We start from the raw sequence: 26,110 nt of genomic DNA on the forward strand, positions 1-26,110 counted from the left end.
TCCTACACCATACTTCCAAAGAGCAGATCTGTCTCCGGAAGGCGTTTATTATCCAAGGCAGCGGACGGCGTAAATGTCATCTCGCCAAAGCGTACGCCCCGCTCTGTCAAATACAGATCCACCCGCACAAAAGGGAACCCCCAGCTTAATCGGTCCGCTATCTCAAAAGCCTCCTCAACCCTCTGGGGTTTGGGAAGAGAAAAATCATCCGGCGCTTCTTTCCCGTCGTGGTTGATGCGCATAAGCTGAAATTTCCTGTCAAAAAAGTAGAATCTGGGCCATCCTTCCTCTCTTCCGGCACACACCATAACACAGTGGGCATGTCCATGAAAACAGTAAAATTTATAATCCTCCGGAGGCAGCCCTTCCGGGCTTCCGATATATTCTTCTACAATGATCTTCTTGTCAACACCTCTGTACTGGAGTTCTGAATAATATGCCCAAAAAGGCTCTCTCCCCCACTTTTCCATCTGCCTTTTGGCTGCTTTTTTATCCAATTGATCCTTGGAACGGCAGATAATATTATAACTGCATCCAAAGTTCCATTTCATTGCAAAACTGTGGGGAAGCGCATCCCAGTCAATATCCTCTGCCCTGTCATAAACCGCCTCAATAGCATTCAGGCAGCTTTCAAGTCCTCTCTCCCGGACATATTCCCGCACCCGGTATTTATCCGCGCATTTTCTGACAAGTTCACTGTCTCTGTATTCTTCCAGCTTTAATTTCAGCAGTTTTTCATTGAGCGTGACAGGGTTTTTAAGATCCGGCAAACGTCCGAATTTCTTAAAAAATAACAGTTCTGTATTGATACGCGGGGAGAAAAAAGAAAGTAACGCAAAAAAATTTCTCTCCGCTTTGCTGATCTTTTTTTTCTTCATACCCTTTCCTCCCCGCCTGTCTCAAGGATCAGCTCTTCTGCTGCCGTCAGCGAATCCAGAAGGCAGTCCATCACAAATTTCGATCTTCTGATAATGGACTTCAGTTCCTGCCTGGACGCCTCATGCTGATAATGCAATGCGCAAATGGACGGATCATATCGCACAACGCTTCCTTCCCGCCTGCACATCCATTCCAAAATTTCCATTTCATAATACATATATGTTTTGGGATAGAAAGGTTCCGGATGCGATTTCAGGTAACGCTCGGAAAAAATCACACAGGAACCATGCAAAACTACGTTTTTTGCCGGAACCGATACATCAATACACTGTTTCGCTCTTCGGCGCCGCTGTACATGTTTCCAGAGCAGAGGACTGTTTTTCTCTCCACTGCTTAAAAGAAGCAGGATAGGATGCGTGCTCCGTTTTACATTTGCCCGCTTTTTCCTCACCGAATCCAGCGTACATCCTTTCAGACTCTTGGGATTTTGATGAATACCGGAAAATACCGACACAATATCCGGTCCCAGGATATCAAAGGGATCCTCTTTATAAATTTCCTCTGTCCTGACAATAAAATCTTTCTGCCGGATTTCTACATCGTTATTGAGCACAACGGTAAACTGTGCCGGAAGATGGGTGCACACCCATCGTATCCCAAGGTTATTTCCTCTTGCAAACCCGGCATTCTCTTCATTCAGAAGAACGGTAACGTTATCCTGTCCGGCATATTCCTCCTTAAGGATACGCCCTGTCCCGTTGGGAGACGCATTATCCACGATCACAATATGTTTGCTGCCATCCAGCGCCTGGATCCGTTCCACACATGTCCTTGTCATCTCCACCGCGCGGTAATGCAGTATTACAAATGCTGTCATCCTTCCCTCTTCCTCCCTCTTTCCTTCATTGCTGACCTTATCCGATCTGCCGTCCAATAGCCCAGATCATAGAAGCTATGGCTTAGGGCAAAACTTTTTCTGAAATGCTCCGCTGCCAAAGCAGGATCTGCAGCATGCACCCTCTTCCCCAGCCGCCGGTTCATCACTGCATCGCTGGCCGGATACTGGCGGTACAAAAGCGCATGCTTATCGTACAGCCTTCGCAGATGGGGATAGGAAGTCACTCTGGCAGATATACTGTCTTCTCCCACCTTAGATTCCACCAGGGCTTCCGGCAGATAGCAAAGTGCAAACTGCTTTGCCGCGCGAATGCCAAAGTCCCAGTCCTGGTAGCGTTTTATCGTCTCATCAAACTGCAGCCTTTCCCACACATGCCTGTACATCAGCATAGTCTGTGTTCCCGCTCTGTTTTCTGCAAGAAAGGCCTCCAATTCATGGCCGGCCCTGAAAGGATGTACCGGAAAATAGAACCGGCTACCTTTCTCTGATATCCGGTTCATCCCGCAGAAACACAGATCGGCTTTGTTGGAAAGCAGCCATGCATACTGTTTCTCCAGCTTCTTAGGATGCCACAGATCGTCACTGTCCTGAAAGGCCAGCAATTCCCCTTTTGCCAGGGCAGCTCCGCAGTTTCTGGCGTAACAGGCTCCTCTGTTGGTTTCATAACGTATGTATCGGAGACGGGGATCTGTTTTTCTCTGAAAAAGTTCTTCTGTTCCGTCCGTAGAAGCATCATCCACTACCAGCACTTCAATATGTTCGTAAGTCTGCTCAAGGATGCTGCTGATGCATTCCAGAAGCTTTTTCTTCCTATTATAAGTCGGAATGATCACTGTGATCAGTTTTTTCTCCATAAGGCAACTCCTTACTTTACCGGAAAAGGAAATACTTCCCGTAAAGCTTTCTTTTTTGCTTCCACCGCTTCCGGACGGATCCTGTACTGTTCTTGGATCCAGGCAAGCTCCGGAAGGGGCTCTGTACGCATATCATAGGGCTTATGTGTCAACCCGTAAGCGGAATAATAATCGTCGAATTTGTATCCATCCCCCAACAGTCTGTCTCCAAATTCCACGTGCAGATTGGGAATCCCCATACTGTCTGCTATAATAAGCCCGTGAAGACTGCTGGAAAGAATAAAACGGCATTCTGCAATCTGCCGGATCACCTCCAGCGGCTCCTCCTTCACACTGATGAAGCGGGCATTTTCATACTCCTGATGAAGATTTGCCGCCCTGGGATCCTGAAGATCACAAAGATGGGGGATGACACCTACGTCATAGCGCTTTGAAGGAAGGCTCTCCAGCACTTCTGCCGCCAAAATCCCGGCGTCTGCCGTGGGAATATCCAGCCTTTTCTTCCTCATCTTTTCCACTGCTTTTCTTGTAAGTTCTCCCCGAACCGCGCAGAAATTCATATCTCTTTTAAAAAAGCTGCCTTCACAGTCTGTATAATTGATAAAACCAGTTCCCCAGATGGACACATGGGGCTTTTGGATCCCGTTGATCCTTTGCTGTATCCGCATAGGCACGCTGCCGTGCAAGGTATACATTCCAAGGCAGCTTCCGATGGCACACATCTCTCCCTCCAGAAAAGAACAGCGTACCGTCTCATAGCCAAAGCACTTCTCAATGATCAGTTTATTCAGCTGATCTCCCATATTGTGAATTTTACTGTAATATACCCTGATCTTATCTGCCATCTTGCAAACTCCTCTTTGTATTCGGCGATATCCCGCCTCCTTTGCACTATTCCAGCTTCAGGACCACTCTCTCATAACGTCCGTCGTCTTCAAAGGATTTGCCATGCACCGCATCAAAGAGAGGCTGGTAACCGTATCCGTCTGTGATCCATCCGAATCCTGCATACTGTGCCGTCATAAAACCCGGTATTGTATTGGCCTCCACCAGGATCGGTCCTTCTTTTGTAAGAGCCACATCCCATCCGATGTTGGATATTTTTCTTCCAAGAGGCAGCGCCCGTCGCATCATTTGGATCGTCTTATCCCAATTATTCAGCTTCAATCCCTTGAATGCCATTCCGGTGGACGGATGTGCCTGATAGATCTCCCCACTGTTCTGGTCTACTGCATCAGTCAGCACTTCTCCCGTCCGGATATCCACCATTGCAGTCAGTGCATCCTTGCAGCCGTTGGAAATTTTATTCTTATGCGCCACTGTAAGCACCGGAGCAAAGAGAAATTCGCCTTCCGGAGAACTGGCAGAATAAAACCGGATCACACTGACGGCATTGGGATTCAGCGAGGTTAACAGATCATCCTGGCAGATATACTCCTCCACAATCCCGCCGCCGCTTTTTTGAATATATTGCAGAGCTTCCTTTGCCTCTTCCTCTGTCCTGGCAGAAAGAACGCGGATTCCCTGCCCCATTCCTTTGCAATTAGGTTTGTAAACAACACGGCCGCTCTCTTTTGCCATTTCTCTTAAGCTTTTGGCATCTGCTTCAGACGCACGCATGCACCATCGGCCATAAAAATCCCCAAACACTTTTGAAAAGATATACTTATTCATAAGCATTCCGATGTAACGTCTGTCTGTAAATTGCTTCCGAAATTCCATCCGTGTCCAAAGAGTAGAGATTGTCTTCTTCTGTTCCGGAGTCAGGTGATAATACCCCGTCCATTCATATTCTGCAAATGAAATGTGGTTCCTCTTCTTAGCCTGCAGGATATCCCGCTCCACATCTTTTGGATCCTCTCCGGATTTTTCTGCATACTCACCTGCAAATTGCCGTATATGCTTCCTTGCGTTCAGATATCTTTTGACTTCATCTAACTGCTTCATCACAATCCCTCTTCTCCTGCATCTGTGTGATCAGATCCTCCAGCTCATGCCTGCGTCCTTTTTTTTCCACCATCTGCATAGCTCCCATCTGCGCCGTACAGTTTGCTTCAACCATGCACCAGCCTCTGTCCCTGGCAAAAGCCAGATCCCATCCGCAGTAATGGTTGTCCGGGATCATCATCGCTGCTTCCTTTACCATTGCTACAGCTTCCTCCCACCGGGGAATCCCGAACCCCTTAAACTTCACTTTACTGTCCGGGTGGCACTCATAACTGTGACCTTTTTTATCAGCGCCGTCCGTATAGATCACTCCGCTGTCCGGATCGATCAGTGCGCTGATCCCGCCGGCGCTGAAATTATCTACAAAGCTGCCCTCCCTTCCCATTCTAAGAGAAGGATGAAACAACCTGATCTCCGGCTCGTTTTTTTCGTTTCGGATAATAACAGTAGGAATGCGGAGTGTATTGACGGACCCTTCGTGTATGCGGGCCATCTCCCATCCCTGTTCGATTTTTTCTTCTATAACAGCGCCATATTTCCGGTAATGCTCGTGGGCGTCTTCTACCGAATCGTACATGGCGATATTTTCAATTCTCACTGCCTTCCCAAATGCTGCATATACCGGTTTCACTACATACTCACCATGACGGCCGGCAAATTCCTGCAGCTTTTTCAAATTTTCCTGGGTCGGATCTTCATTTTTTCTGATGCGGATGACTTCCCGCTTGTACATATTCTCAAATTTCTTATACGTCCTGTATTTATTTTCCAAAATGTCGGTGTTTTTTCGTTTATTCATCCGGGGATAAAAACTCATTCGTATTCCTTCTGTAATGAAAGACGCCCGGTATTCCGGATCTTTCCCTTCATAATCATAGAGAAAGTATTCGCTGTAGTAAGAACCATATTTAAAAAGACTCCGGATCATATCCCTCTTCAGCCTGCGAAGATACCGACGGTCCTCAAAGGCTTCCGGGCCTTTGTACTTCTCAATGATCTCATCCATCTTATCCCGTTTGCGCCAATAATAATTACCTTTGCGGTACCATGTCTCAAAACGGATTTTTTTGTAAATTTTTCTGCGATATTCCCGCAGCATCTTTCCCACCTCTTCTCTTCCCGTCTTGTCTGTTCAAATCGCCGTTTTTGCAAATATACCGCTATACCAAAACAGGCACAGCGGCATATTTGCTGTTTTTCTTTCTTATTTTGTTGTTTTTCTTTTTGCGATTTTCTTTTTCTTTGTAGCAGGGCGGAACATACTGATACGAACACGGTGTGTCGCATCTCTTTGGGATGACTCCTCAAAAATACGGAGATATCCGGTATCCTGGATCAGCCACTGTCCGTCAATCTTTACATATTTATCTGTGTAAATAGCAGACCCCCTGATCTCCAGGCCTTCATAAGTATCGCCCTTATCAAAAAGCAGATCATCCTGCAGATACCATTTTCCATAGGCAACTGTATCGCTCTCAAACCAGATCTGCGGATTATGTCCCTGATGCAGAGTGATTTCTGTTTTCGGCATCGTTTCTGCCAGATAATTTGTAATCTCTTTCGGACCGTGGAATACCAGTTTACCATCAGAGTATGATGTCTCAATATCCGGCGCCATAGTGGCTTCCATCGCTTCCCAGTCCTTTGTATCCATTGCGCAGAAATATCTGCTCTTCAGTTCTTTAATTGCCTGTACATCCTTCAGCTGCTGCACTTCTTTTTCCAATGCCTCAAGACGTTCTTCAATTGTCATAATATCCTGTCCTTTCCTTAGTATTATACGCTCATTCCAACTGCGTATGCGTCGGCTGTCGCATCAATACCCATTCCTACTTTCTTCGCGTCACCAATTACATCATAAGCGATTCCCAATTCTTCACATTTTGCTTTCAGATCCTCTGTCTTCCGGGATGTCGTTCCTACAGAAATTACAAGAGTGTCAAAATGGCGGGTTTTCTCGCTTGTCTTTTTGAATTTATCTGTAAACTTATATGTAATCTCATGGTCGCCGATGCTTGTGATATTGCTTCGGTTGCTCTTCTGGATCGTCTTGCCCGGATACTCGATATCAAGGAACATCGTACGCAGCATACCCATCTTGTTTCCGACACGCTTTTTATCCATAATACGGACATCCTTCACGCCTTTGTTGATCAGATACTGGGCTGTCTCGCAGCCGATCAGACCACCGCCCAGGATCAGCACTTCTCCTTTGGCCTCTGCTTTATCTGTCAGAATATCTTCTGCAGAAACAACGTCTGCTCCATCAATTCCCGGAATATCCGGTTTTACATATTCAGAGCCGGTTGCTATGATGACATGGTCCGGCTTTACTTCTTCAATCAGCTCAGGTGTTACTTTTGTACCAGTCTTGATCTCAATACCTTTCTTCCTGCACTGCTCAATTTCCCATTCTACAGCGGCAGCAAATTCTTGCTTCTTAGGTGCTTTTCCTGCCAGCACAAATCTTCCTCCCGGATTTTCCGCTGCTTCGTAGATCGTTGGATTGTGTCCCCGCGCTTTCAGAAATTCTGCTGTAACCAGACCGCCGATACCTCCGCCGATCACCATAACATTCTTTGGCGTTTCAGCTTTTGGAAGTCCTTTGTATTCCAGACAAAGCATAGGATTTCTCGTACAGGTAATATGTTTCGCATTCGGATCGATAACCTTGTCATAACATCCTTCTGTACATCCGATACAGCGGCGGATATCCTCCTCGCGGCCTTCTTTTGCCTTATTGCACCACTGTGGATCAGCCAGCTGTCCTCTTCCAACCGCGATCATATCGATCTTTCCTTCGCGGATCAGTTCATCTGCAAGTCCCGGCATATTGACACGTCCCACTCCGATAACAGGAATGTGAATACCTTTTTTTATTGCTGCAATATTATCCATATTAAATCCCGGCTCCAAATTATAAGGAGGAACCTCATAAACAGTTGCAAGACTGCGGGCATTCCCTCTGGAAAGATCCATGGCATCCACGCCGGCTTCTTCTGCCCAGTTGATAAACTGGATGGTTTCTTCTACTGTTGTAACCTTTGGAAGCATCTCATCAATGGCGTCGATACGCATGATCAAAGGCATATCATCCGGCATATTTGCACGCATTTCCCGGATTACCTCCAGACTGAAGCGGCAGCGGTTTTCCAGGCTCTGATTGCCGTACTCATCTGTTCTCTGATTCAAAGAAGGATTCATAAATTCATGAGGCAGATAAGTGTGCGCTCCGTGAAATTCCAGCGCATCAAATCCGGCTTCCACGGCAAATTTTGCCGCCTGCCCGTACTGTTTGATAATTTCATGAATACGCTCTACTGTAAGATTGTCCGGTGTTTCCAGCTTATTCGTTTTATCAAAAAACTCCTGGGGAACAAATCCTCCATGCCAGATCTGCACAGCAGCCTTTCCACCGTTTTCATGGATCGCATCTACAATCTTCTTCAGCTCATCTCTGTGGTGCTCATTATAAAGGCCAAGATACAGATAGGCGTGACATTCCGGACAGATTGTAGCAATCTCCACAATATTCAGTCCGCAGCCTCCTGCTGCGATCGCTCCATGATATCCTGTCAGGTCTTCCGCTACATCATGTTTGTTTTTGGCCATCTTTGTATTCATCCCCGGGAGAACTACTCTGTTTTTCAGCTCCAGTCCTCTCAGTTTAATCGGTGAAAACAATGCGTCATAACTCATTTTCCAAACCATCCTCTCTTTTCTTAATACAGATCTTTCATCTGTATCCTCCTTCTGGCAGATACGGGAATTACCTGTCAGAAAATGTTTGAATATAATTCATAGTATTTCATTTCAGTATTTAGTTTTATAATGGTGATGAACAGATTACATAGCTGTAATCCTTAAAAGTTGTTTAAATTTTAACACTATCTTTACATTCCTGCAGGAGCAAAAATTTGATTATTATATACAAACAATGTACAAAATTTCGATTTTTAATATCACTATTGTCTAATTGCCAAGAGTTCTCTCTGAATTTTGTAGTGATTTTTAAATAAATGTCCTGTTTTACAGAAATACTTTCTCACGATTTTTTTTGAAAATGTAGCTTGATTGACAAAAAAATGTGCATTCTCCCTCTTTCAGTTCGTTTATTATTTTATTAAAACAAACGTTCAGGAGGAAGTTTTATGATAACAGATATGAAAAATTCAAAGCTTTTCAGTCCTATTCAGATTGGAAGAACCACTCTGAAGAACAGAGTGGCAATGGCTCCTATGAGTATGGATTATGAAGCAGCAGACGGATCCGTCCCGAAAAAGCTGGCGGATATTTTTGTACGGCGCGCCGAGGGCGGCACCGGCTATATTGTAATCGACGCTGTAACTGTCGACAGCAAATATCCTTATATGGGAAACACGACATCTCTGGATAAAGACAGTCTTGTTCCACAGTTTAAACAGTTTGCAGAACGCGTCAGGGAGGCAGGCAGTGTTCTGATTCCTCAAATCATCCATGCAGGTCCCGAATCTATTTGCGGATACCGTAAGATCGCACCTCTCGGACCTTCTGCCAATGTAAACGCCAACTGTCATGTCAGCCGTCCTGTTACGGTAAAAGAAATCCAAAAGATCGTAAAACAGTACGGTCAGGCTGCACGCCGGGCGGAAGAAGCCGGATGCGGCGGCGTCAGTCTTCACTGCGCTCACGCCTATATGCTTCCCGGTTCTTTCCTGTCTCCTCTCCGCAACAAACGAATGGATGAATACGGCGGAGGTCTGGACAACCGCGCAAGATTTATTCTGGAAGTCATTGAAGAAGTCCGGAAAAATGTAAGCCGGGATTTTCCGATCTTCCTGCGTATTTCCGGCGACGAACGTATGATCGGAGGCAACTCTCTCGAAGATATGTTGTACCTGGCTCCCAAATTTGAAGCGGCCGGAGTCGATATGCTTGAAGTTTCCGGCGGTACCCAGTATGAAGGACTGGAGCATATCATCCCCTGCCAGAACAAGAGCATCGGTGTAAATGTATATGAAGCATCTGAAATCAAAAAAGTAGTAAATATCCCTGTTTTTGTTGTTGGAAAGATCAATGATATCCGCTATGCAGCAGATATTGTAGAGCGCGGTCTAGTAGACGGTGTATCTATGGGACGTCCGCTTCTTGCAGATCCTGATCTGTGCAAAAAAGCCTATGAAAACCGGTTTGATGATATCACGCCATGCGCAAGCTGCGGCGGAAGCTGTATCACCCGCAGCGAGGCAAGTCCACAGTGCAGATGCCATATCAATCCGAGAGTCGGAAGAGAATATGATTTTCCGGAAGTTCCGGCTGAAAAATCCAAGAAGGTACTGGTGGTGGGCGCCGGTCCCGGAGGTATGATGGCTGCTGTCACAGCTGCAGAAAGAGGACACCAGGTTACTGTCTGGGAAGCTGATAAAAAAATCGGCGGACAGCTGAATCTGGCTGTTGTTGCCCCCGGCAAACAGGAAATGACCAAATGGATGGTGCACTTAAACTATCGCGCTAAAAAAGCCGGTGTAACTTTTGAGTTTGGCAAAACGGGCACTGTAGAAGCAGTTCGGGAATTTGCTCCTGACGCCGTGATCGTAGCTACCGGCGCAAGACCTTTGATCCCGCCGATCAAAGGAACACAGGATTATCCGGTCCGTACAGCTCACGATTTCTTACGCGGCAAGATTGTCATTCCGCGAGGACGTGTCTGCGTATTGGGAGGCGGCGCCGTTGCCTGTGAGACTGCAGAAGTTCTTCTCGAAAATGCACGTCCTAATTCCTTTACCAGGGGATTTGAAGCCAGCATCGGTGATGTGGAAGTCACAATGGTGGAGATGCTGCCCCAGCTTCTCACCAATGTCTGCGCGCCGAACCGTACTCCAATGGTACGGAAGCTCAAGAGCAAAGGTGTGGATATTAACGTAAATTCCAAAATCCTGGAAGTAACAGATCACGACGTAAAAGTACAAAGAGCAGACGGCACGGAGGAATGGCTCCGCGGATTTGATTATGTACTTTTCGGCCTCGGTTCCCGAAATTACGATCCGCTTTCCGAAGAACTGAAGACATTTATTCCTGAAGTATATGCAATCGGCGACGCGGTGAGAGCCCGCCAGGCAAGCTTCGCTATGTGGGAAGGTTTTGAGGCCGCTTACAAATTGTAAATAATATAGACTGTAAAAGACATTCTACTCCTGGAAAAACTGCAGATGCCATGTAGTATCTGCAGTTTTTTCTATTTTTACCTTTCTTCGTTTCAAAATCTGAAAATCCAAAAAATTTATGTGCCTCATTGATTTTTCTTTTTCAATATGCTATCCTTTTCGCATACTTGGAGTGTCATATTTCGACATTTGCCACAGAAATCAGAGAGGTGACGTATTATTGTGAACAAAAAGATCTATCCCTTATGCGAACCACCAAGAAACGGCATATTCTGCGGTCCTGACAAGTATCTGAAACTTCAGGAATATACCGTCAGTACTGAAATGTGTCCGATCATGGAGTTTGACAGCTATTTTATTCTTGTAAAAAAGGGGCGTGGCATTTTTATTATAAATGGGGAAAAATTTGCAGTGGAGCCCGGCTGCATATCATGGATCCAATGCTCGCAAGTTCTTACAATCTGTCCGGATTTTAATGAACAACTTCAGCTATGGGTCTGTTCTTATGATTATCAGCTTTTAAACTATTATTCTTTCAGCAGAATATCTTTTAATGAAGAACAGGAAATTGTCAACAGTCTTCCTGTAATCGGTCCGGCTGGCTCCGAGGTGGAACAGATCATCCACTTATTCGATCAGTTCCAGAAACTAGGTAAGAAGAAATCTTACGGATCAGCTATCCTGCGCAGCTCTTTTCTCCGTAAGATCGAACTACTCTATAACCGTGTGGCACAGAGCGCAAAGGCGAGCTACCAGTTTGAGTCTTTCCCCTTGAGCCGGAAGATCAGCCTGTATATCGCTACCCACAGTAATGCGCCCCTGACTGTATCGGACGTAGTCGATAATGTATGCCCTTCTTCAAGTGAAGCGTCTCTTAATCATACGCTTCTTGTCGTTACCGGGCTGAATTTCGGCCAGTATCTGAACTGGATGCGGCTGGCGCATGCAATGGCATATTTTCTTTATGATAATCTGCCTTTTAACTACATATCTTCGATTTCCGGTTTTAATAAAGAGATTTCATTTTTCCGTCATTTCAAAGCCATAACAGATATGACGCCCCTGGCTTACCGGGAACAGATGCTAAGCAACGGTAAAGACGGACGGATCTATCGGGGAACGATAATCAGTGAACCTCTTCTGTCTGCCATCACTTATCTATATGACAATATGACTGAACCTATTGATGCAAATATTATGACCCGGGATCTTTACACTACAAAAAATATCCTGCGCAGTCAGTTTAAAGAAAAACTGAATGCCAGCTACAAAGACATTCTGCTTCAGTTCCGGGTGCGCTATGCAGAATCTTTGCTGGCTACTACTAACCTGCCCATTCTGGATATTGCTATTGAATCCGGTTTTGGTTCCGACCGCACGATGACGCGGGTATTTTTCAATATTAACGGCCTTTCCCCTGGCGAATTCAGAAAACGGCAGCGTCGGGGGGAACAGGACGAAAAAAGCATCCCGCCTAAAACCATAAAAGAAAGCAGATGATGACTATGCAAAAGGATTCCACATCAAAAAGTACACAGAATAAACAAAAATCTTCCCCCAGAAATAATTCTACGTTTTCCGGTGCACATGATTATTTTTCCAACAACGTGCTTCCACAGGATATTCATGCGCGCACACGGCATATTAAAGCTCCGACATCTTACATTAACAATCAGGAGCAAACTTTTCTTCTGGTTCGTTCGGGAACAGGAACGATATATGTAAACGGAATGGGGTACAAACTGAAGCCGAACACTTTAATTTATTTAAATCCCTTTCACCGCTACCGCCTGCTTCCCTCCAGCCAGGAGGAACTTACCATTGCAGAGGCGCGCATCAACAGCAGTACCTACGTATATATGATCGCGAATCCATATCTGAAATATGAGCATATGGTTGTTCCATCGCAGCCGCCGATCGCCTGTCTCGAAGGGCTGCCGGCCCAGATTGCCAATGATTCCATGGATGCCCTCTTAAGCGAAACAGAAAACCATTCCAAAGACAGTATCCATTTTTGCTTCTGTTATATTATGGACTTTTTTGGCTTGATCACTGATTGTATTCCTAAAAGTTATCTGTTCCCTTCAGAAAAATAATATAAAGGGAGCAAAACAGAATCACTATCACCAGAAAATTATGAAAAGAGTCATTGTTAAAAATATATTTTTAACAATGACTCTTTTGCATTTTCACCGGTTTCCCCTTCTTCAAGTTCTATACGTCTGTCAAATTGACTATAAATTCTTACTTTTTGTCTCTTTGTTTTAGCATAAAGCCACAACTTTCCAACCGTTGCATGATCAAAAATATGTTAAAATATCGACAGTCATTGGATGACACATTGGTGATGGACTTTCGAGGTGACGGGAAAGCTTCGAAAACAAAAAGAAATTCACACATATTTACATTCAGGAAAGGGGATCAAACAATGTTTGAAAACGAATTTGAAGGAAAAGTTGTACTGGTTACTGGTGGTACCACAGGCATTGGATATGCCACTGTAAAATCTTATCTGAAAGCAGGAGCAAAAGTTTATTTCCTCGGCAAAGAAGGAGAAGATGTAAGCGCACAGCTTGAGGAACTCAAATCCATCAATCCAAATTATGAATTTAAACACAAAGCAATCAACCTGTGCGATTACAAAGCTGCACAGGAACTGTATGCTGAAATTGAAGAAATGTGGGGAAAACTGGATATTTTAGTAAACAACGCCGGTGTTGACAGCAGCCTTCCTATCCACAAAATGAAACAGGCGCAGTGGGATTATGTTATGGATACCAATATTAAAAGTATGTTCAACATGACAAAATATGCCATCAAAATGCTGAAAAAGACAAAGGGCTGTATCGTAAATACTGCTTCTGTAGCAGGTATTTATGGTTCCGGATGCGGATGCCCATATCCGGTATCCAAAGGCGGTGTTATCGCTTTCACACAGTCTATGGCATGGGAGCAGGCTTATGCCGGAATCCGCTGCAACGCTGTTGCACCGGGTGTTATCAACACAAAGCTTCTTGACACTGTTCCGCCATTTGCTAAGAAAAACCTTGCACAGGGTATCCCTCTTCGCTATATTGGCGAACCTCAGGTTATCGCTGATGCGATTCTTTTCCTGTCTTCCAGCGCCGCTTCCTATATCACAGGCGTTACCCTGCCTGTAGACGGCGGATACAGACCGGCAAATGTCGCTAATTAAGCGATATACATATAGAAAAAACTCGAATCTGGGAGAGAAATGAGAGGTTAAATACTGTGTGTACATCACGCTTCAATATTTTTAATCATAGCAACAATAGTTTTTTTACTCCTGGAACTCAGTTGGCTAATATCGCAAAAGCAAAACCAGATGATCCTGCGATCGTATACATTTCCCCTAAGAATACAGAGTCCGTCATGACCTGGCGGGCTCTGGAGGAATTATCCAATCGAATTGCATGGTATCTTATGGATCAGGGAATCCGATCAGGTAAAAGTGTAGTTGTAGCGCTCCCTAACATTCCCACACATATTGCTCTTGCATTTGGCATTTGGAAAGCAGGTGCATGCTATGTTCCTGTATCCGACAGGCTTCCCAGAAGGAATCTTCTTGAAATTTGCGGATGTGTCTCACCTTCTCTTGTTGTGACTAACCGCTGGAAGCCCAGCAAATATTTCAGTCTGAGTTCAACCAAATTAAAAGAAGTATGTCAGGAATATCCGGCTGAAATGCCGCCCGATACTCTTGCTGTACCCAATCTTGCAAACTGTACCGGCGGAACGTCAGGAAAAACCAAGGTTGTCCTTCAAAATATGCCCGCCGGAGGAAGTGATGAAGGGCTTCGGGCATGGTTTGCCATGACCGGTATGAGATTTGAAATGCGTCAGCTTCTGGCTGGGCCACTCTTTCACGGTGCCCCTCACTCTGTCGCCTTTAATGGGCTTTTTTGCGGAAATACATTGTATATGCCCTCCTGTTTCGACCAGAGAGCAATCGTAGCTTTAATCAAAAAACACCAGATCGAGTACGTACAGTTGGTTCCAACGCTTATGCAGCGCATTATCAAGATGCCGGATTTTAATCCGGAGGATCTTGGCAGCCTGAAAGTTTTATGCCATACCGGAGGAGTCTGTTCTCCAGATCTTAAGAAGGAATGGTTCCGCATTCTTTCACCGGAGAAAATATATGAAATCTATTCCATGACAGAATGTGTGGGGATCACCTCTATCCGTGGGGATGAATGGCTGATCCATGAAGGCAGCGTTGGAAAAATGCCTTGCGGAAGTATTGCGATCCGTGACGACAACGGGCAGGATCTTCCTGTCGGTCAGGCCGGTAATATCTATATGTCCTGGACAGAAAATGCACCGGAAATCGGATTTTTAAATTCTCCTCCGCCGGAAATCTCCAAAGACGGTTTTCGGAGTGTGGGCGACATCGGATATATCGATAACGATGGTTATCTGTATTTTGTCGACAGGCGCAGCGATATGATCGTAACCGGAGGAGAGAATGTATTTGCCAATGAGGTAGAAACTGTATTAAAAAAATCAAAAAAAGTTTTAGATGTGGTTGTTGTCGGTATTCCCGACAAGGAATGGGGGCATCGCATCCACGCTATCGTTGAGACCAAGGAGCCTGTAAGCGATAAAAGCCTGATACGGCTTGCCCTTGATTATCTGCCCCCTTATAAGATTCCAAAATCTTTTGAATTTGTGGATGAAATTCCACGAAACGCAAACGGTAAAGTCGTACGCAGTACGCTTGTAGAGCAGTATATTAAAAACAATTCAGATTCAAATGGAGACTAAAACTATGGAGACTAAAAAATTTAAAGGCTGGGGAGTACTCGTTGCAGCGTTCATCCTGTCATTTATACCCACAGCCATTATGAGCAACTGCTTTTCCCTGTTCATGGCGCCGGTTTGTGCTGATCTCGGCTTCAGTACAACAAGCTGGTCAATGGTAAGTCTGATCTCCTCTTTTGCAAGTGCGATCGGAGCTATGATCATTGCAGGAATGTACCAGAAGAAAAATATGAAACTCATCATGATGATCGTAACGATCGGAACAAGTCTATGCTGGGTAGTTGCAACCTTTTGTACTGCTATCTGGCAGTTCTACCTGATATTCGGCCTGTCAAATATTTTTATGGCCGGTCTGACACAGCTTCCGATTTCCATGCTTGTCACTGCATGGTTTGAAGACCGGCGCGCAACCATGATGTCGATCGCTTATGCCGGAGGCGGCCTTGGCGGTACAGTATGGTCGCCTGTTCTTACAAAATTTATTTCTTCCGGAACTGACGGATGGAAAACCGCAATGCTGTTTGCAGCTGTTACAGTCGGCGTCATCACCGTCCTTACTGCCCTCTTCCTGGTAAAACGTTCTCCTGCAGAGTATGGCACAGAACCATACCGCACCGGAAACAAAACAGACCAGAAGGACAGCCGTCAGGAAAAGGCAGCCGAGTGGATCGGCGTATCTAAAAAAGTTGCCACAAAATCCAGCGCATGGTACTGCGTCCTTGGCGTTGTGATCTGTGTCGGTATACTGGCTGCAGGAGTTACAACTCATGTTCCGAACTTTGTCACATCCATCGCGCAGGACGGCGGAACTCTTCAGGGAACAGTATTGTCCGTTTATTCCGTTGTTTCCATTTTTGGTATGCTGGGCGGCGGCGTGTTGATGGACAAACTCGGCATCCGCAAGACCGTTCTTTGTGCAGCTGTACTGGTTATCGTCGGGCTGGCAAGTCTGGTGGCTTACTCTGTAACCGGAATTACAGTGGTCGTATTTGGATATGCATTCTTCGCACTGGCTATGTTCCTTCCGAAAGTTCTGCCGGCAGTTTTGATGTCCAAAGTATTCGGAACAAAAGATTATGCCGGAATTTATGCTACTGCTAATCTCTTCTTCCTGATCGGATCTGCTTTCGGCGCTGTGCTGACCTCTATTATCCAGGGGATTGCAGGTTATGGAATGACCTGGATCTTCTACATGATCGTAGCTGTTTTAATGTTCTTCTTTGTATCCGGCGCCATCAGCGGAAGTGAGAAGCTTCAGGCAAAATATCCGCAGGGTGATTAAACAGCAGCTATTTTACGTTAATATTTATTTACTATACTACTTTTTAAGAAAGGGGAACTATTCATGAAACAAATCGACAACAAATTAACTCAAAAATTTGATGAATATCCGCAGTTTGGTGTTCTTCAGGGCGTTAAGGTATTTGTAACTGGTACCAACATCGCCGGACCATTTGCCGGATGCCTCATGGCTGAAATGGGAGCACAGGTCCTTCAGGCCGAATCTCCTTCCATCGCCTGCCAGACAAGAGGTACACTGTCGTGGTCTCAGAACCACCGTAACGAATATTCCATTACGATCAATACAGCAAAGGCTTCCGGACGTAAAATCTTCTATAAATGTGTCGAATGGGCAGATATCTGGATCGAGGCCGGTAAGCCGGGATCTTACGCAAAACGCGGTATTACAGATAAATCCTGCTGGGAACACAATAAAGCCCTTACAATTGTCCATGTATCAGGATACGGACAGTTTGGGCCATCTAAGGACAAACCGTCCTACGATGTGTCCGGACAGGCAATGGGCGGATATATGTACCTGAACGGACCTTCGCCCACTTCCAGCCCTCTGAAAGTAAATCCGTACCTGTCAGACTATGTGACCGCATACAATGCCTGCATCGTCGCTCTCTCCGGCTATATCAACGCACAGCGCACCGGCGAGGGAGATTCCTGTGACGTGGCACAGTATGACACAATGTTCCGTCTGCTGGACAACTATCCGGCAAGGTGGTTCAACAACGGCTATCCGAAGCAGGGCGAGCCTGTTCCGGAGCGTACAGGAAACAAGAGCGACATGGCGGCATGCTTCTCCTTCTACGATACAAAGGACGGCAATACTATCTTTGTCGCTATCACAGGACAGGGCCCTGTTACCCGCGGATATCCGATCATCGGTATGGGAAAACCGGGCGTGGCAAAAGATATTCCAAAAGACTGTACCGGATTCCCTCTCTTTGACCCAAGGGGACAGAAAGCCGACAAACTCCTTACCGAGTTCTGTGCTTCCCACACCTGCGACGAGCTGGAAGAAATCTTCAACAAGGCAGGTATCCCCTGCCAGAGAGCTTACGGACCTGCTGATATCGAAAAAGATCCGCAGTATGAAGCACGTGAGAACCTGGTGGAATGGGAAGATCAGTGCTTCGGCCGCATGAAAGGCATCGGCATTACCAATATCTTCAAGAAGAATCCTTCTCAGATCGTTGCTTCCGCTCCCTGCTTCGGCGAGCACAACAGGGAAGTTCTTCAGTACTTTGGCTATACCGACGAGGAGATCGACAAACTCTACAAAAATAAAGACATTGTAACATGGACTCCTGCCGAGACAGCAAAACGGAAATTATTCGTAGAATGGGGATTCTTCTGGGATCCGGAACGTCAGGCAAAACGGATCGGACTGGAATATCCGCCGAAAAAGAAAACAAAGAAATAGTAGCAGCTGCTACTCATGAAATATTGATTAACCTCCGAAAAAAGACCGCCGGATCGGGTGCAACATTCCTGATCCGGCGGTCTTTTCCCGCATATATTTACCGGGTTAACCTTAATATTTACTGCCTATCCGTCTTTTATGCAGTTTACTAGTTATAGCGGCGATACGTCTGTTATATCTGCCCGCTATGATAAATAATCTTTGATATTTTCTTCCCCGAATTCAGATATCCGCTTTGTCTGACACCTTCCTGAACAATCCGATCCAGCTTTTCTTTCGGCATTCGCAGAACCGTATCATCCTCCAGAACAATTTCACATCCGTCATCATTATTACCTGTCTCCCCGCATTCTACTCTATACATATTCTTTCTGTTGATTGCACCGATTTCTTCCAGTGCATTGATCATACGGTATACAGTTGCCAAGCCGATCCTTTTATCTTCCTGTGATGCCTTGTAATAGATTTCTTTACAGCTTGTACAGTCATTTTCTAAAATAATATCAATCAGGATCTTTCTCTGCTTTGTGATCCGGCACCCGTTTTCTTTTAGCCTTTGAATAATCTCATCTTTTCCGTTCACTCACTCGCCCCGCCTTACGTTTGTGAAATACTGATGACTTCAAATCCTGCTCCGCCGCTCCATGCACCCTCACCGTTAAAACGTTTGCCTGATCCTTTCAGTATAAGAGATACCACATCAACGAATACGTTTTGAAACAGGATTATTCCTACCTTGAATTAGTATATTCTAACTTTAGTTAGATTTCAATAACTATCTTATACATTTTTCAGGATTTTTTATTTAATAGGAAATTTCTTTCCTATTAAATAAAACGTTCTGCGGGATGCGCACTCGCGCGAAGTGGAATTTTGCCACTAAGGCGACCGCGCTCGGCGCGAGAGTTCCGCAAGCGGAACTCTTTGTTCTTTTAATCAAGCGTCTCCCACACACAGGGATATATTACGTTGACCTAAGCCGGGCCGACAACTGAGGGGGACTGCACATATTGTGAGTCCCCCTCTTCGCATCATTCTTATTTATTTCCGTCTGTCAAAAGATTTCTCATGCTCCTTAAGCTGATCAGCAGGGTCGATGTATTGTGGAGCAAAGCGGAGGAGGTAGGCCTGATCATTCCAACGCCTCCCAGCAGGATCAGCCCTGCATTGATCCCGATAATCTGGTGATAATTTTTCCTGATCCGCTTCATCATTCCGTTTGTGAGGCGTTTCAATGTAACAAGCTCTCCCAGGTCTTCCGCTGCGATGGTAATATCGGCAATCTCTCTTGCAATCTCTGCGCCATCGCTGATTGCGATGCCGGCATCAGCAGCAGACAGAGCAGGGGAATCATTGATTCCGTCCCCGATCATAATAACCTTATGCCCCAGTGCTTTCTCCCGTTCCACAAATCCGGCCTTTTCTTCCGGCAGCACCTCCGCATAATACTCATCTACACCAACCTGGCGTGCGACAGAGGCGGCAGTCTTCTCACTGTCTCCAGTCATCATAACTGTTTTCTTTATTCCTTCTGCCCGCAGCGCCCGAATCATATCTGCCGCTTCTTTCCTTAATGGATCTTCGATACAGATGACTGCTATCAGCTCCTGCTCGACGGCAAGATACAAGTGGGAATATTCTTCCGGCAGCGTCTCAAACCTTTCCTGGTATTCCGGGCGGACCGCACAGCTCTCATCCTCAAAAACAAAATGTCTGCTGCCGATCACCACTTTTTTCCCATCGATATAGGAAGAAATCCCATGAGCTACGATATATTCTACTTTAGAATGCATTTCCTCATGGGCGAGCTGCCGCTTCTTTGCCGCATCCACCACGGCCTTTGCCATGGAATGGGGAAAATGTTCCTCCAGGCACGCCGCAATCCGCAGACATTCTTCCTCCGGATAATCTCCAAAAGGAAGTACCGCTTTCACAGTCGGCTTCGCCTTTGTGAGCGTCCCCGTCTTATCAAAGACCACTGTGTCCGCTTCTGCTATTGCCTCTAAAAACTTCCCGCCCTTTACTGTAATTCCGTATCCGCCTGCTTCCCGGATCGCTGACAGTACGGTCAGCGGCATAGCAAGCTTTAGGGCACAGGAAAAGTCTACCATGAGCACAGATAACGCTTTGGTTACATTCCGGGTCAGGAACCATACGCCTGCTGTTCCGAATAAAGTATACGGCACAAGCCTGTCAGCAAGGTGCTCCGCCCTGCTCTCCATGGAAGACTTCAATTTCTCAGAATCTTCGATCATTGCCACAATCTTTTCAAATCTGGTAGATCCTGAAACCGCCTTTACCAGAACGTCCAGTTCTCCCTCCTCGACTACAGTTCCCGCATAGACAGACTGGCCCTGTACTCTGCGTACAGGCATGGCCTCCCCGGTCAGAGAAACCTGGTTTACCATCCCTTCCCCGCCGTAAACTTCTCCGTCAAAAGGAATCACATTTCCCATATGTACGGTCACGACATCTCCCTTCCGGATCTGGTCTGCCTTCACAAGGATTTCCTGTCCGTCTCTTTTAAGCCAGACCTTTTTAATGTTCAGGGACATACTCCGCGCCAGGTCTCCCACTGATTTTTTATGGGTCCACTCTTCCAGAAGTTCTCCGACTCCCAGGAGAAACATAACCGAACCGGCGGTATTAAAGTCTTTGCGTATGACAGAGACGCCGATCGCTGCCGCGTCCAGAAGCGGGACTTCAATCTTCCCTTTCCGGATACAGCACAGTCCCGCGGCAAGATATTTCAGAGAGCGGAACACCACAACCCCCGCCCGCAGCGGAGAGGGCATCAGAAGTCTCCCACCGTAATGCAGCAGTATTTTCGCAATAAGCTTCTCCTTATATGCTGTGTTCAGCGTCCTCCCGGAATTACGAACAACTGTTTCCGGCACAGTTACATTTTCATACCGGAAACTTCTCAGCAGCCGGATCAGCGCGGTCCGATCCCCGCTATAACAGATGACAGCGTCTGCGGTGCGTTCATACACTTTGACATCTGTTATATTTTTCTGTCTGTCCAGATACCACAAAAGAGTATCCGCCTCCGCACATGTCATTTTTTTCTGAATGACATGAATGCGAAGACGGCCTCTGATCTCATGCTTTATGATATATTTCATAGACGGCTATATCTTTCCTTCATCTGAAGGATCCGCACCGTCTTCTTCTGTTTCCTGCACTGCCGCAGCCTCCTGCGCTGTCCTTTCCTCATTGATCTGCTGTGCTTCCGCAAGGATATCCTCTGCGTTTTCCTGGACTGTGGTAACTGTTTTCATCACGCAGTCCTTCGCGCGCAGAGCAGCCGCCGTACACTCTGTATATACCTTCTTTGCATCCCTGCTGGATAAAATCTTTACCCCTGCCGTTCCGAAGAGGACACCTCCTGCAAATAATCCGATCTTCTTCATTAATGATTCACTAAACATAAAATTCTACCTCCTGATAAGATTTTTATACTGACTGACTATCGTCTGATCACTTATGTCTGTATCCGGTATAAAATACCATTATAAAACAGAATACTGCAGCCCACGCCCAGAATTTATGCTGTTTCACTTGCCATCACTTCCTTCTCCTCTGCTGAATCACCTTAAAGGTATAGTATCAGCATAGCAATACTTTTTCGGGCTAGTCAAACATAATCGCCATTATCGATAAATCTTCTCATTATCTTATATGCTCTCGAATTCCGCTTGACAGCAGGAAGGTTTCTGATACATATGCAAACTTTCTCACTTCCTGCCTTTCGATCTGAATGTAATTTTCATGCATATCCGTCATCTTAATGCATACCAAAAGGGTGAGAAGCCTAATTATTCACTTCTCACCCCTCTTTACCATAACAGCATCCTGACTCACAAGTTTTTTCAGGTTCTCACTATTCGCTTATAAAACACTGCTCTTTCGTCCCACATAATTCAGCAAGCGCATTAAATCCACCAAATTAACAGTGCCATCTCCGTTAATATCCGCTGTTTTAAGTGGTTCCGTTTCCAAAAGTTCCTTCCTCCCAATATGATTCAAACACATCATAAGATCGACTAAGTTAATGTAGCCATCTCCATTAATGTCTCCCGCCTTCTTCTCTATCTCTCCAGAAGAAGGGTCATACACATAATCTGTATCAGAGGCTTCCGGCAATTCATATAGGAAATTTACTCCCGAACTATCGGGTGAATCCGGAATATGATCTGTAAAGTTTTCATTTCCTACCAGGAAATAATCATGCTGAAACTCTTCATAGAACTGATCGTCCCATGTAGCATCCAGCCAGTAGTATAGCCCGTCATCCATCTGCACCATGTTCCAGGCATGTCCGCCCCCGGCATATCCTGTCACATATATATTCTCAATATTATAAGAATTCATCATAACCTGCATCACTTTCGCATAGCCTTCACATACCGCCGACCGGCTGGAGGTCATAGCACCTGCAATAGAATGAGAAATTGGTATTGTGGTATCTTCTGAATATTCAATATCTGCAATCAAAGTATCATGGATATATAGCACTTTATTGTAGATATGATCCTGGTCTGAAATTCCAGACTGATATACTGTCTCTGCTGTGTTTACTATCTCATCTAATGTATTTCTGCGAACATCACCATCAGCGTATTCGTCATACGTCACGACCTCTAAGGTACGGCCGGAGTATAAGACACTGTTCGCCAACCAAAAATACTGGGGATTATCGTTCCGGAATGTAAAGTAAACTTCTGTCTTTTCATAGCCTGTCAAATCAGTCAGACCAAGTTCTGACAGATTAACTGTAAATGCTTTTGCATACTGATTTTCACCGACCGATACTGTCGACGCATCTGACCCATCTACGGTAAACTTTCGGCACTCTTCATTCAATTCACGATAAAGTGCCTGCCTTTGTTCTCCATGATCTCTCTTTATCATATCCTGATACCCGTAATCTGATCCATATTCTAAAAATGGATACTGAGCTCCTGCCTGTGCATCCTGACTACCCTGACTCTTTTCTTCCGCACTCCATTCGTCAGCCTGCTCATCAGATATTTCAATCCCAACCAATGCTTCCAGATCTCCTATGGCTTCACGCAACACATACTCTTGTGCATGAACTTCAGAGACATTTCCGGCAAACCATATCAGACAGATAACAAATAAAATAGTCCTTATCCATCTGCGAATTATTCTGTAGTTATCTTTTATCCTCATTTTGTACCCTCTTTTCACTTAACTATCTGACTTAATCAAAGGATCATAGCGCAGATGTCTTTCTCCCTACATAGTTCAACAGTCTCATCAAATCTACAAGATTCACTGTTCCATCTCCATTGATATCTGCCGCTTTCAAAGCCTCACCTTCCAGGAGTTCTTTTCTTCCCACATGGTTCAGGCACTTCATCAAATCCACAAGATTGATTTGTCCGTCTGCATTGATGTCTCCCGTTGTTCCGCCTTCGATATGAATCTGATAAGCTGCCGTCAATTCACCATCCGCAGTAGTTACCCTGATTTCTACACTCCCAGCTCTTTGTGCTGTTACAATTCCAGACGGATCCACCGTGGCAATTTTTTCATCACTGCTTGTCCACACTGCATTTTCTAAAATGCTGCCGGAAGGATAACATACAGGATCCTGCCAATAGTTTCCCTCCTGATCAATTTCTACATTATTATTTATAAAATACATATTTTGAACTGCCGGCAGAATGGTTTCGTTAATTACCGCAATTCCCTTTTCCTTCAATGTCTGAATATCTGCATTATTCAGCGGAGTATTGGACACATTGATCTCCTGCAAGCCCTCTAAATCTGTCAGTACAGACAATCCGAAAATCATATTTCCGGACAGATCCAGTGTCTGCAATTGCTTCAGGTTCTGCATATGCGCCAGATCTTCTTCTGTCAGATTCGTACATGACAGATTGACACTGATCAAGCGGGCCAAAGTCTCCATCCAATCTAATCCCTCCAGGGGATTTCCTTCCAGCGACAGCTGCTGAAGATTTATGTAAGTCTTCAATGCCTCCGCTTCTGCTATTGCATTGTAAGACAGATCAAGGCTTACCAAACTCTCCGCTTTCGCCAACGCATCTACACTGTTGATCTTATTATTTGAAGCATTCAGTACTGAGAGCTTTTCCGTGTTAATTCCATCCAATGATTCAAGGCCGCATCCGCTGATATTCAGTTCTGTCAAATTCACAAGGTCTGATAAACCTGACAAATCTATTTCTTTCATAGGATTATCTGCCACATTCAAATACTGTAGATTCTGCAGCGTTCCTGCCGTTCCGAAAACCAGGATTTCATTTCCGCTGACGTCCAATCGTTCAAGTTTAGTCAGTTTTTTCAGCGAAGACAGGGTGGTCAGTTCATTATCCGCAAGCTGCAGCTCCGTAAGTTCTCCTAAAGAGGCAAGCGCACCCAGATTAGAGAGGTACTGTCCGCTGGCGTCTAACTTTTTTAAATTCCGCAGCCCAAATATAGGCGACAGATCAGTAATCTCATTATTTGCTATATCCAGTTCTTCCAGGTTATCAAAATACTGAAGTCCGTTTAAATCTCTGATGTATCCGTCTGAAAGATCCAGATTTGTGATTTCATCAGCCTTACTAAAATCCGGTTCTCCCGATCCATCGTCCCCCAGAACATCTATCAGTTCTTGCCGCAGCCAGTCATCTTTTACAGTCGGCGATAAAGCGGGGATCACAATTTCTTCCTGCTCTTCTTCCGGTACTTTTATACTTTCCGCTGAATGATCCGCTGCTTTGACAGACATGGTTTTCGCACTTTTCGAAAGTATATCCAATACCTTGAAGCTCTTCTTTAAATCCTGAACACTTTTACTGTCACTGGTGTTCAACACTGAAGAATCTATGCAGACATTTTTTACTGCTTTTTCTACAAATTTCTTTACTACGGACGTTGTAATATCCCCCCAGCCAAATGTGCCTTGCAGGACTCCAGCAATACCACCGCTAGCATATCCGATAAGCTCACTCTTCATATTTTCAGCCAGATATTTTTGAGCCTTTTCTGAAAATTCTTTTACATTTGCATTTGATACGATTCCCACAGTTGAGTCATAAGAAGCCCCGTCCACATTTAGATACACAGCGTTCACCCCGCCAAATCCAAATGCAACGCCTTTACTTTTCAGGACACACTCCTTCCCGTTTATCTCAAATCGTAATTCCTGCTGCACACTGGATGACTCCACAAATCCCTCGCAAAGAGGTGTATTCAGTGTGTTGATCCATACAGATGCCAGCGCGTTTACAAATTGATTTTCTTCTGCTGTCAGCTGACTGCTATTGGACTGAAAAGCGCTCTGTGTCGCTACGCCCCGGAACGCGCTTTCCACATTTGCGCTCCAATTGGCGCTCTCTGTAGCAGAGGACAGATTTTGTCTGGCTGCAAATGTCCATTTCGAGGTATTCACAGTACATGTATAGGCGCTTATATAATTTCCGCTTTCCAAAGCCATCTCCTTGAATACGCTCTCGTCTTCTACATACAGTTTCCCCAGGCAGAATTTATCTCCATCTGCCTCAAGGGAAACATCCTGCTTCCCATAGAACACAACATTGAAATTGCCGCTTTGAGAAATAAAGCTGCTTTTATTTCCCTTCCCATCCTTTTCACTGGAAGCAGAGAGGACACTATGTGCCGCAGGAATATGGAAGAGGAGTACCTTGAGATGAGCCGTCTCGTGCAGGACCGTTCCATCCACATGTTTCAGACAGGCGGGCACCCTTCCATCTTGACAAACGCAGAGCTTTCCGCCAGAGTCATAACTGAATTTATCTACAGATAAGCTGTACTCTGCTACTGCCAGGTACAAGCGAACACAAAGCGCCGCCTCATCCTCGTATTCTGAAGATGAAGCGGCGCTTCGTTC

Annotated in this window: 20 protein-coding genes; 7 read left to right on the forward strand and 13 right to left on the reverse strand. The window is 45.4% G+C overall.

Annotation, left to right across the window (positions count from 1 at the left end):
- Nucleotides 1-2: 2 nt before the first annotated feature.
- The 8 genes from R2J37_RS10080 to R2J37_RS10115 form a co-directional block, all read right to left on the reverse strand.
- Nucleotides 3-878, reverse strand: a complete 876-nt coding sequence (locus tag R2J37_RS10080; protein WP_230105874.1) for an ATP-grasp fold amidoligase family protein — start codon at nt 876-878, stop codon at nt 3-5.
- A complete protein-coding gene (locus R2J37_RS10085) occupies nt 875-1,756 on the reverse strand; it encodes a glycosyltransferase (protein WP_230105873.1) in 882 nt (293 codons plus the stop codon). Before R2J37_RS10085 ends, R2J37_RS10080 begins: the two co-directional genes overlap by 4 nt.
- Nucleotides 1,753-2,631, reverse strand: coding sequence for a glycosyltransferase family 2 protein (locus R2J37_RS10090; protein WP_256195063.1), 879 nt, complete (start codon nt 2,629-2,631; stop codon nt 1,753-1,755). Before R2J37_RS10090 ends, R2J37_RS10085 begins: the two co-directional genes overlap by 4 nt.
- A gap of 11 nt (nt 2,632-2,642) precedes the next feature.
- Nucleotides 2,643-3,476 (reverse strand): polysaccharide pyruvyl transferase family protein, encoded by an 834-nt coding sequence (locus R2J37_RS10095; protein ID WP_316264833.1) that lies wholly within the window; start codon nt 3,474-3,476, stop codon nt 2,643-2,645.
- Nucleotides 3,477-3,522: 46 nt separating this feature from the next.
- Nucleotides 3,523-4,578 (reverse strand): sugar-transfer associated ATP-grasp domain-containing protein, encoded by a 1,056-nt coding sequence (locus R2J37_RS10100; RefSeq protein ID WP_230107607.1) that lies wholly within the window; start codon nt 4,576-4,578, stop codon nt 3,523-3,525.
- The gene (locus R2J37_RS10105) at nt 4,562-5,677 is read right to left on the reverse strand and encodes a sugar-transfer associated ATP-grasp domain-containing protein (RefSeq protein ID WP_230107606.1); all 1,116 of its coding nucleotides are present in this window, start codon (nt 5,675-5,677) and stop codon (nt 4,562-4,564) included. The genes R2J37_RS10100 and R2J37_RS10105 overlap by 17 nt, the downstream gene beginning before the upstream one ends.
- 105 nt (nt 5,678-5,782) lie before the next feature.
- On the reverse strand, nt 5,783-6,331 hold the full coding sequence (locus tag R2J37_RS10110) for a nuclear transport factor 2 family protein (protein WP_230105870.1): 549 nt from the start codon (nt 6,329-6,331) through the stop codon (nt 5,783-5,785).
- A 23-nt stretch (nt 6,332-6,354) separates the two neighbouring features.
- Entirely contained in the window at nt 6,355-8,277 is a 1,923-nt protein-coding gene (locus tag R2J37_RS10115) for an oxidoreductase (protein WP_230105869.1), read from the reverse strand.
- A gap of 452 nt (nt 8,278-8,729) precedes the next feature.
- On the opposite strand from R2J37_RS10115, the gene R2J37_RS10120 reads away from it, so the two are divergent.
- The 7 genes from R2J37_RS10120 to R2J37_RS10150 all read left to right on the forward strand — a co-directional run bounded on the left by R2J37_RS10120 (nt 8,730) and on the right by R2J37_RS10150 (nt 18,222).
- Complete coding sequence (locus R2J37_RS10120; protein ID WP_230105868.1) at nt 8,730-10,721, forward strand: NAD(P)/FAD-dependent oxidoreductase; 1,992 nt, start codon at nt 8,730-8,732, stop codon at nt 10,719-10,721.
- Nucleotides 10,722-10,943: 222 nt separating this feature from the next.
- Entirely contained in the window at nt 10,944-12,221 is a 1,278-nt protein-coding gene (locus tag R2J37_RS10125; RefSeq protein ID WP_316264835.1) for an AraC family transcriptional regulator, read from the forward strand.
- A gap of 5 nt (nt 12,222-12,226) precedes the next feature.
- Nucleotides 12,227-12,817, forward strand: coding sequence for a hypothetical protein (locus R2J37_RS10130; RefSeq protein ID WP_316264836.1), 591 nt, complete (start codon nt 12,227-12,229; stop codon nt 12,815-12,817).
- 332 nt (nt 12,818-13,149) lie between these two features.
- A complete protein-coding gene (locus R2J37_RS10135; protein ID WP_256195051.1) occupies nt 13,150-13,917 on the forward strand; it encodes an SDR family NAD(P)-dependent oxidoreductase in 768 nt (255 codons plus the stop codon).
- 122 nt (nt 13,918-14,039) lie between these two features.
- Nucleotides 14,040-15,509 carry a bile acid--CoA ligase BaiB gene (gene baiB / locus R2J37_RS10140; protein ID WP_230105864.1) on the forward strand — a complete coding sequence of 490 codons (1,470 nt, stop codon included), beginning with the start codon at nt 14,040-14,042 and terminating at the stop codon, nt 15,507-15,509.
- A 4-nt stretch (nt 15,510-15,513) separates the two neighbouring features.
- Nucleotides 15,514-16,788 (forward strand): MFS transporter, encoded by a 1,275-nt coding sequence (locus R2J37_RS10145; RefSeq protein WP_230105863.1) that lies wholly within the window; start codon nt 15,514-15,516, stop codon nt 16,786-16,788.
- 63 nt (nt 16,789-16,851) lie between these two features.
- Complete coding sequence (locus R2J37_RS10150; protein WP_230105862.1) at nt 16,852-18,222, forward strand: CaiB/BaiF CoA transferase family protein; 1,371 nt, start codon at nt 16,852-16,854, stop codon at nt 18,220-18,222.
- A gap of 172 nt (nt 18,223-18,394) precedes the next feature.
- Here R2J37_RS10150 and R2J37_RS10155 read toward each other — a convergent pair whose 3' ends face one another.
- The 5 genes from R2J37_RS10155 to R2J37_RS10175 form a co-directional block, all read right to left on the reverse strand.
- Nucleotides 18,395-18,805, reverse strand: a complete 411-nt coding sequence (locus R2J37_RS10155) for a Fur family transcriptional regulator (RefSeq protein ID WP_230105861.1) — start codon at nt 18,803-18,805, stop codon at nt 18,395-18,397.
- Between the two features lie 454 nt (nt 18,806-19,259).
- A complete protein-coding gene (locus tag R2J37_RS10160; protein ID WP_316264840.1) occupies nt 19,260-21,347 on the reverse strand; it encodes a heavy metal translocating P-type ATPase in 2,088 nt (695 codons plus the stop codon).
- A 6-nt stretch (nt 21,348-21,353) separates the two neighbouring features.
- Nucleotides 21,354-21,653 (reverse strand): DUF6110 family protein, encoded by a 300-nt coding sequence (locus R2J37_RS10165; protein ID WP_230105859.1) that lies wholly within the window; start codon nt 21,651-21,653, stop codon nt 21,354-21,356.
- A gap of 460 nt (nt 21,654-22,113) precedes the next feature.
- Complete coding sequence (locus tag R2J37_RS10170; RefSeq protein WP_256195043.1) at nt 22,114-23,418, reverse strand: dockerin type I domain-containing protein; 1,305 nt, start codon at nt 23,416-23,418, stop codon at nt 22,114-22,116.
- A 43-nt stretch (nt 23,419-23,461) separates the two neighbouring features.
- Nucleotides 23,462-26,053, reverse strand: coding sequence for a leucine-rich repeat domain-containing protein (locus R2J37_RS10175; RefSeq protein ID WP_256195033.1), 2,592 nt, complete (start codon nt 26,051-26,053; stop codon nt 23,462-23,464).
- Between the last annotated feature and the right edge of the window lie 57 nt (nt 26,054-26,110).

The organism is Claveliimonas bilis (assembly GCF_030296775.1).
GTDB classification, from domain to species: Bacteria; Bacillota; Clostridia; order Lachnospirales; family Lachnospiraceae; genus Claveliimonas; species Claveliimonas bilis.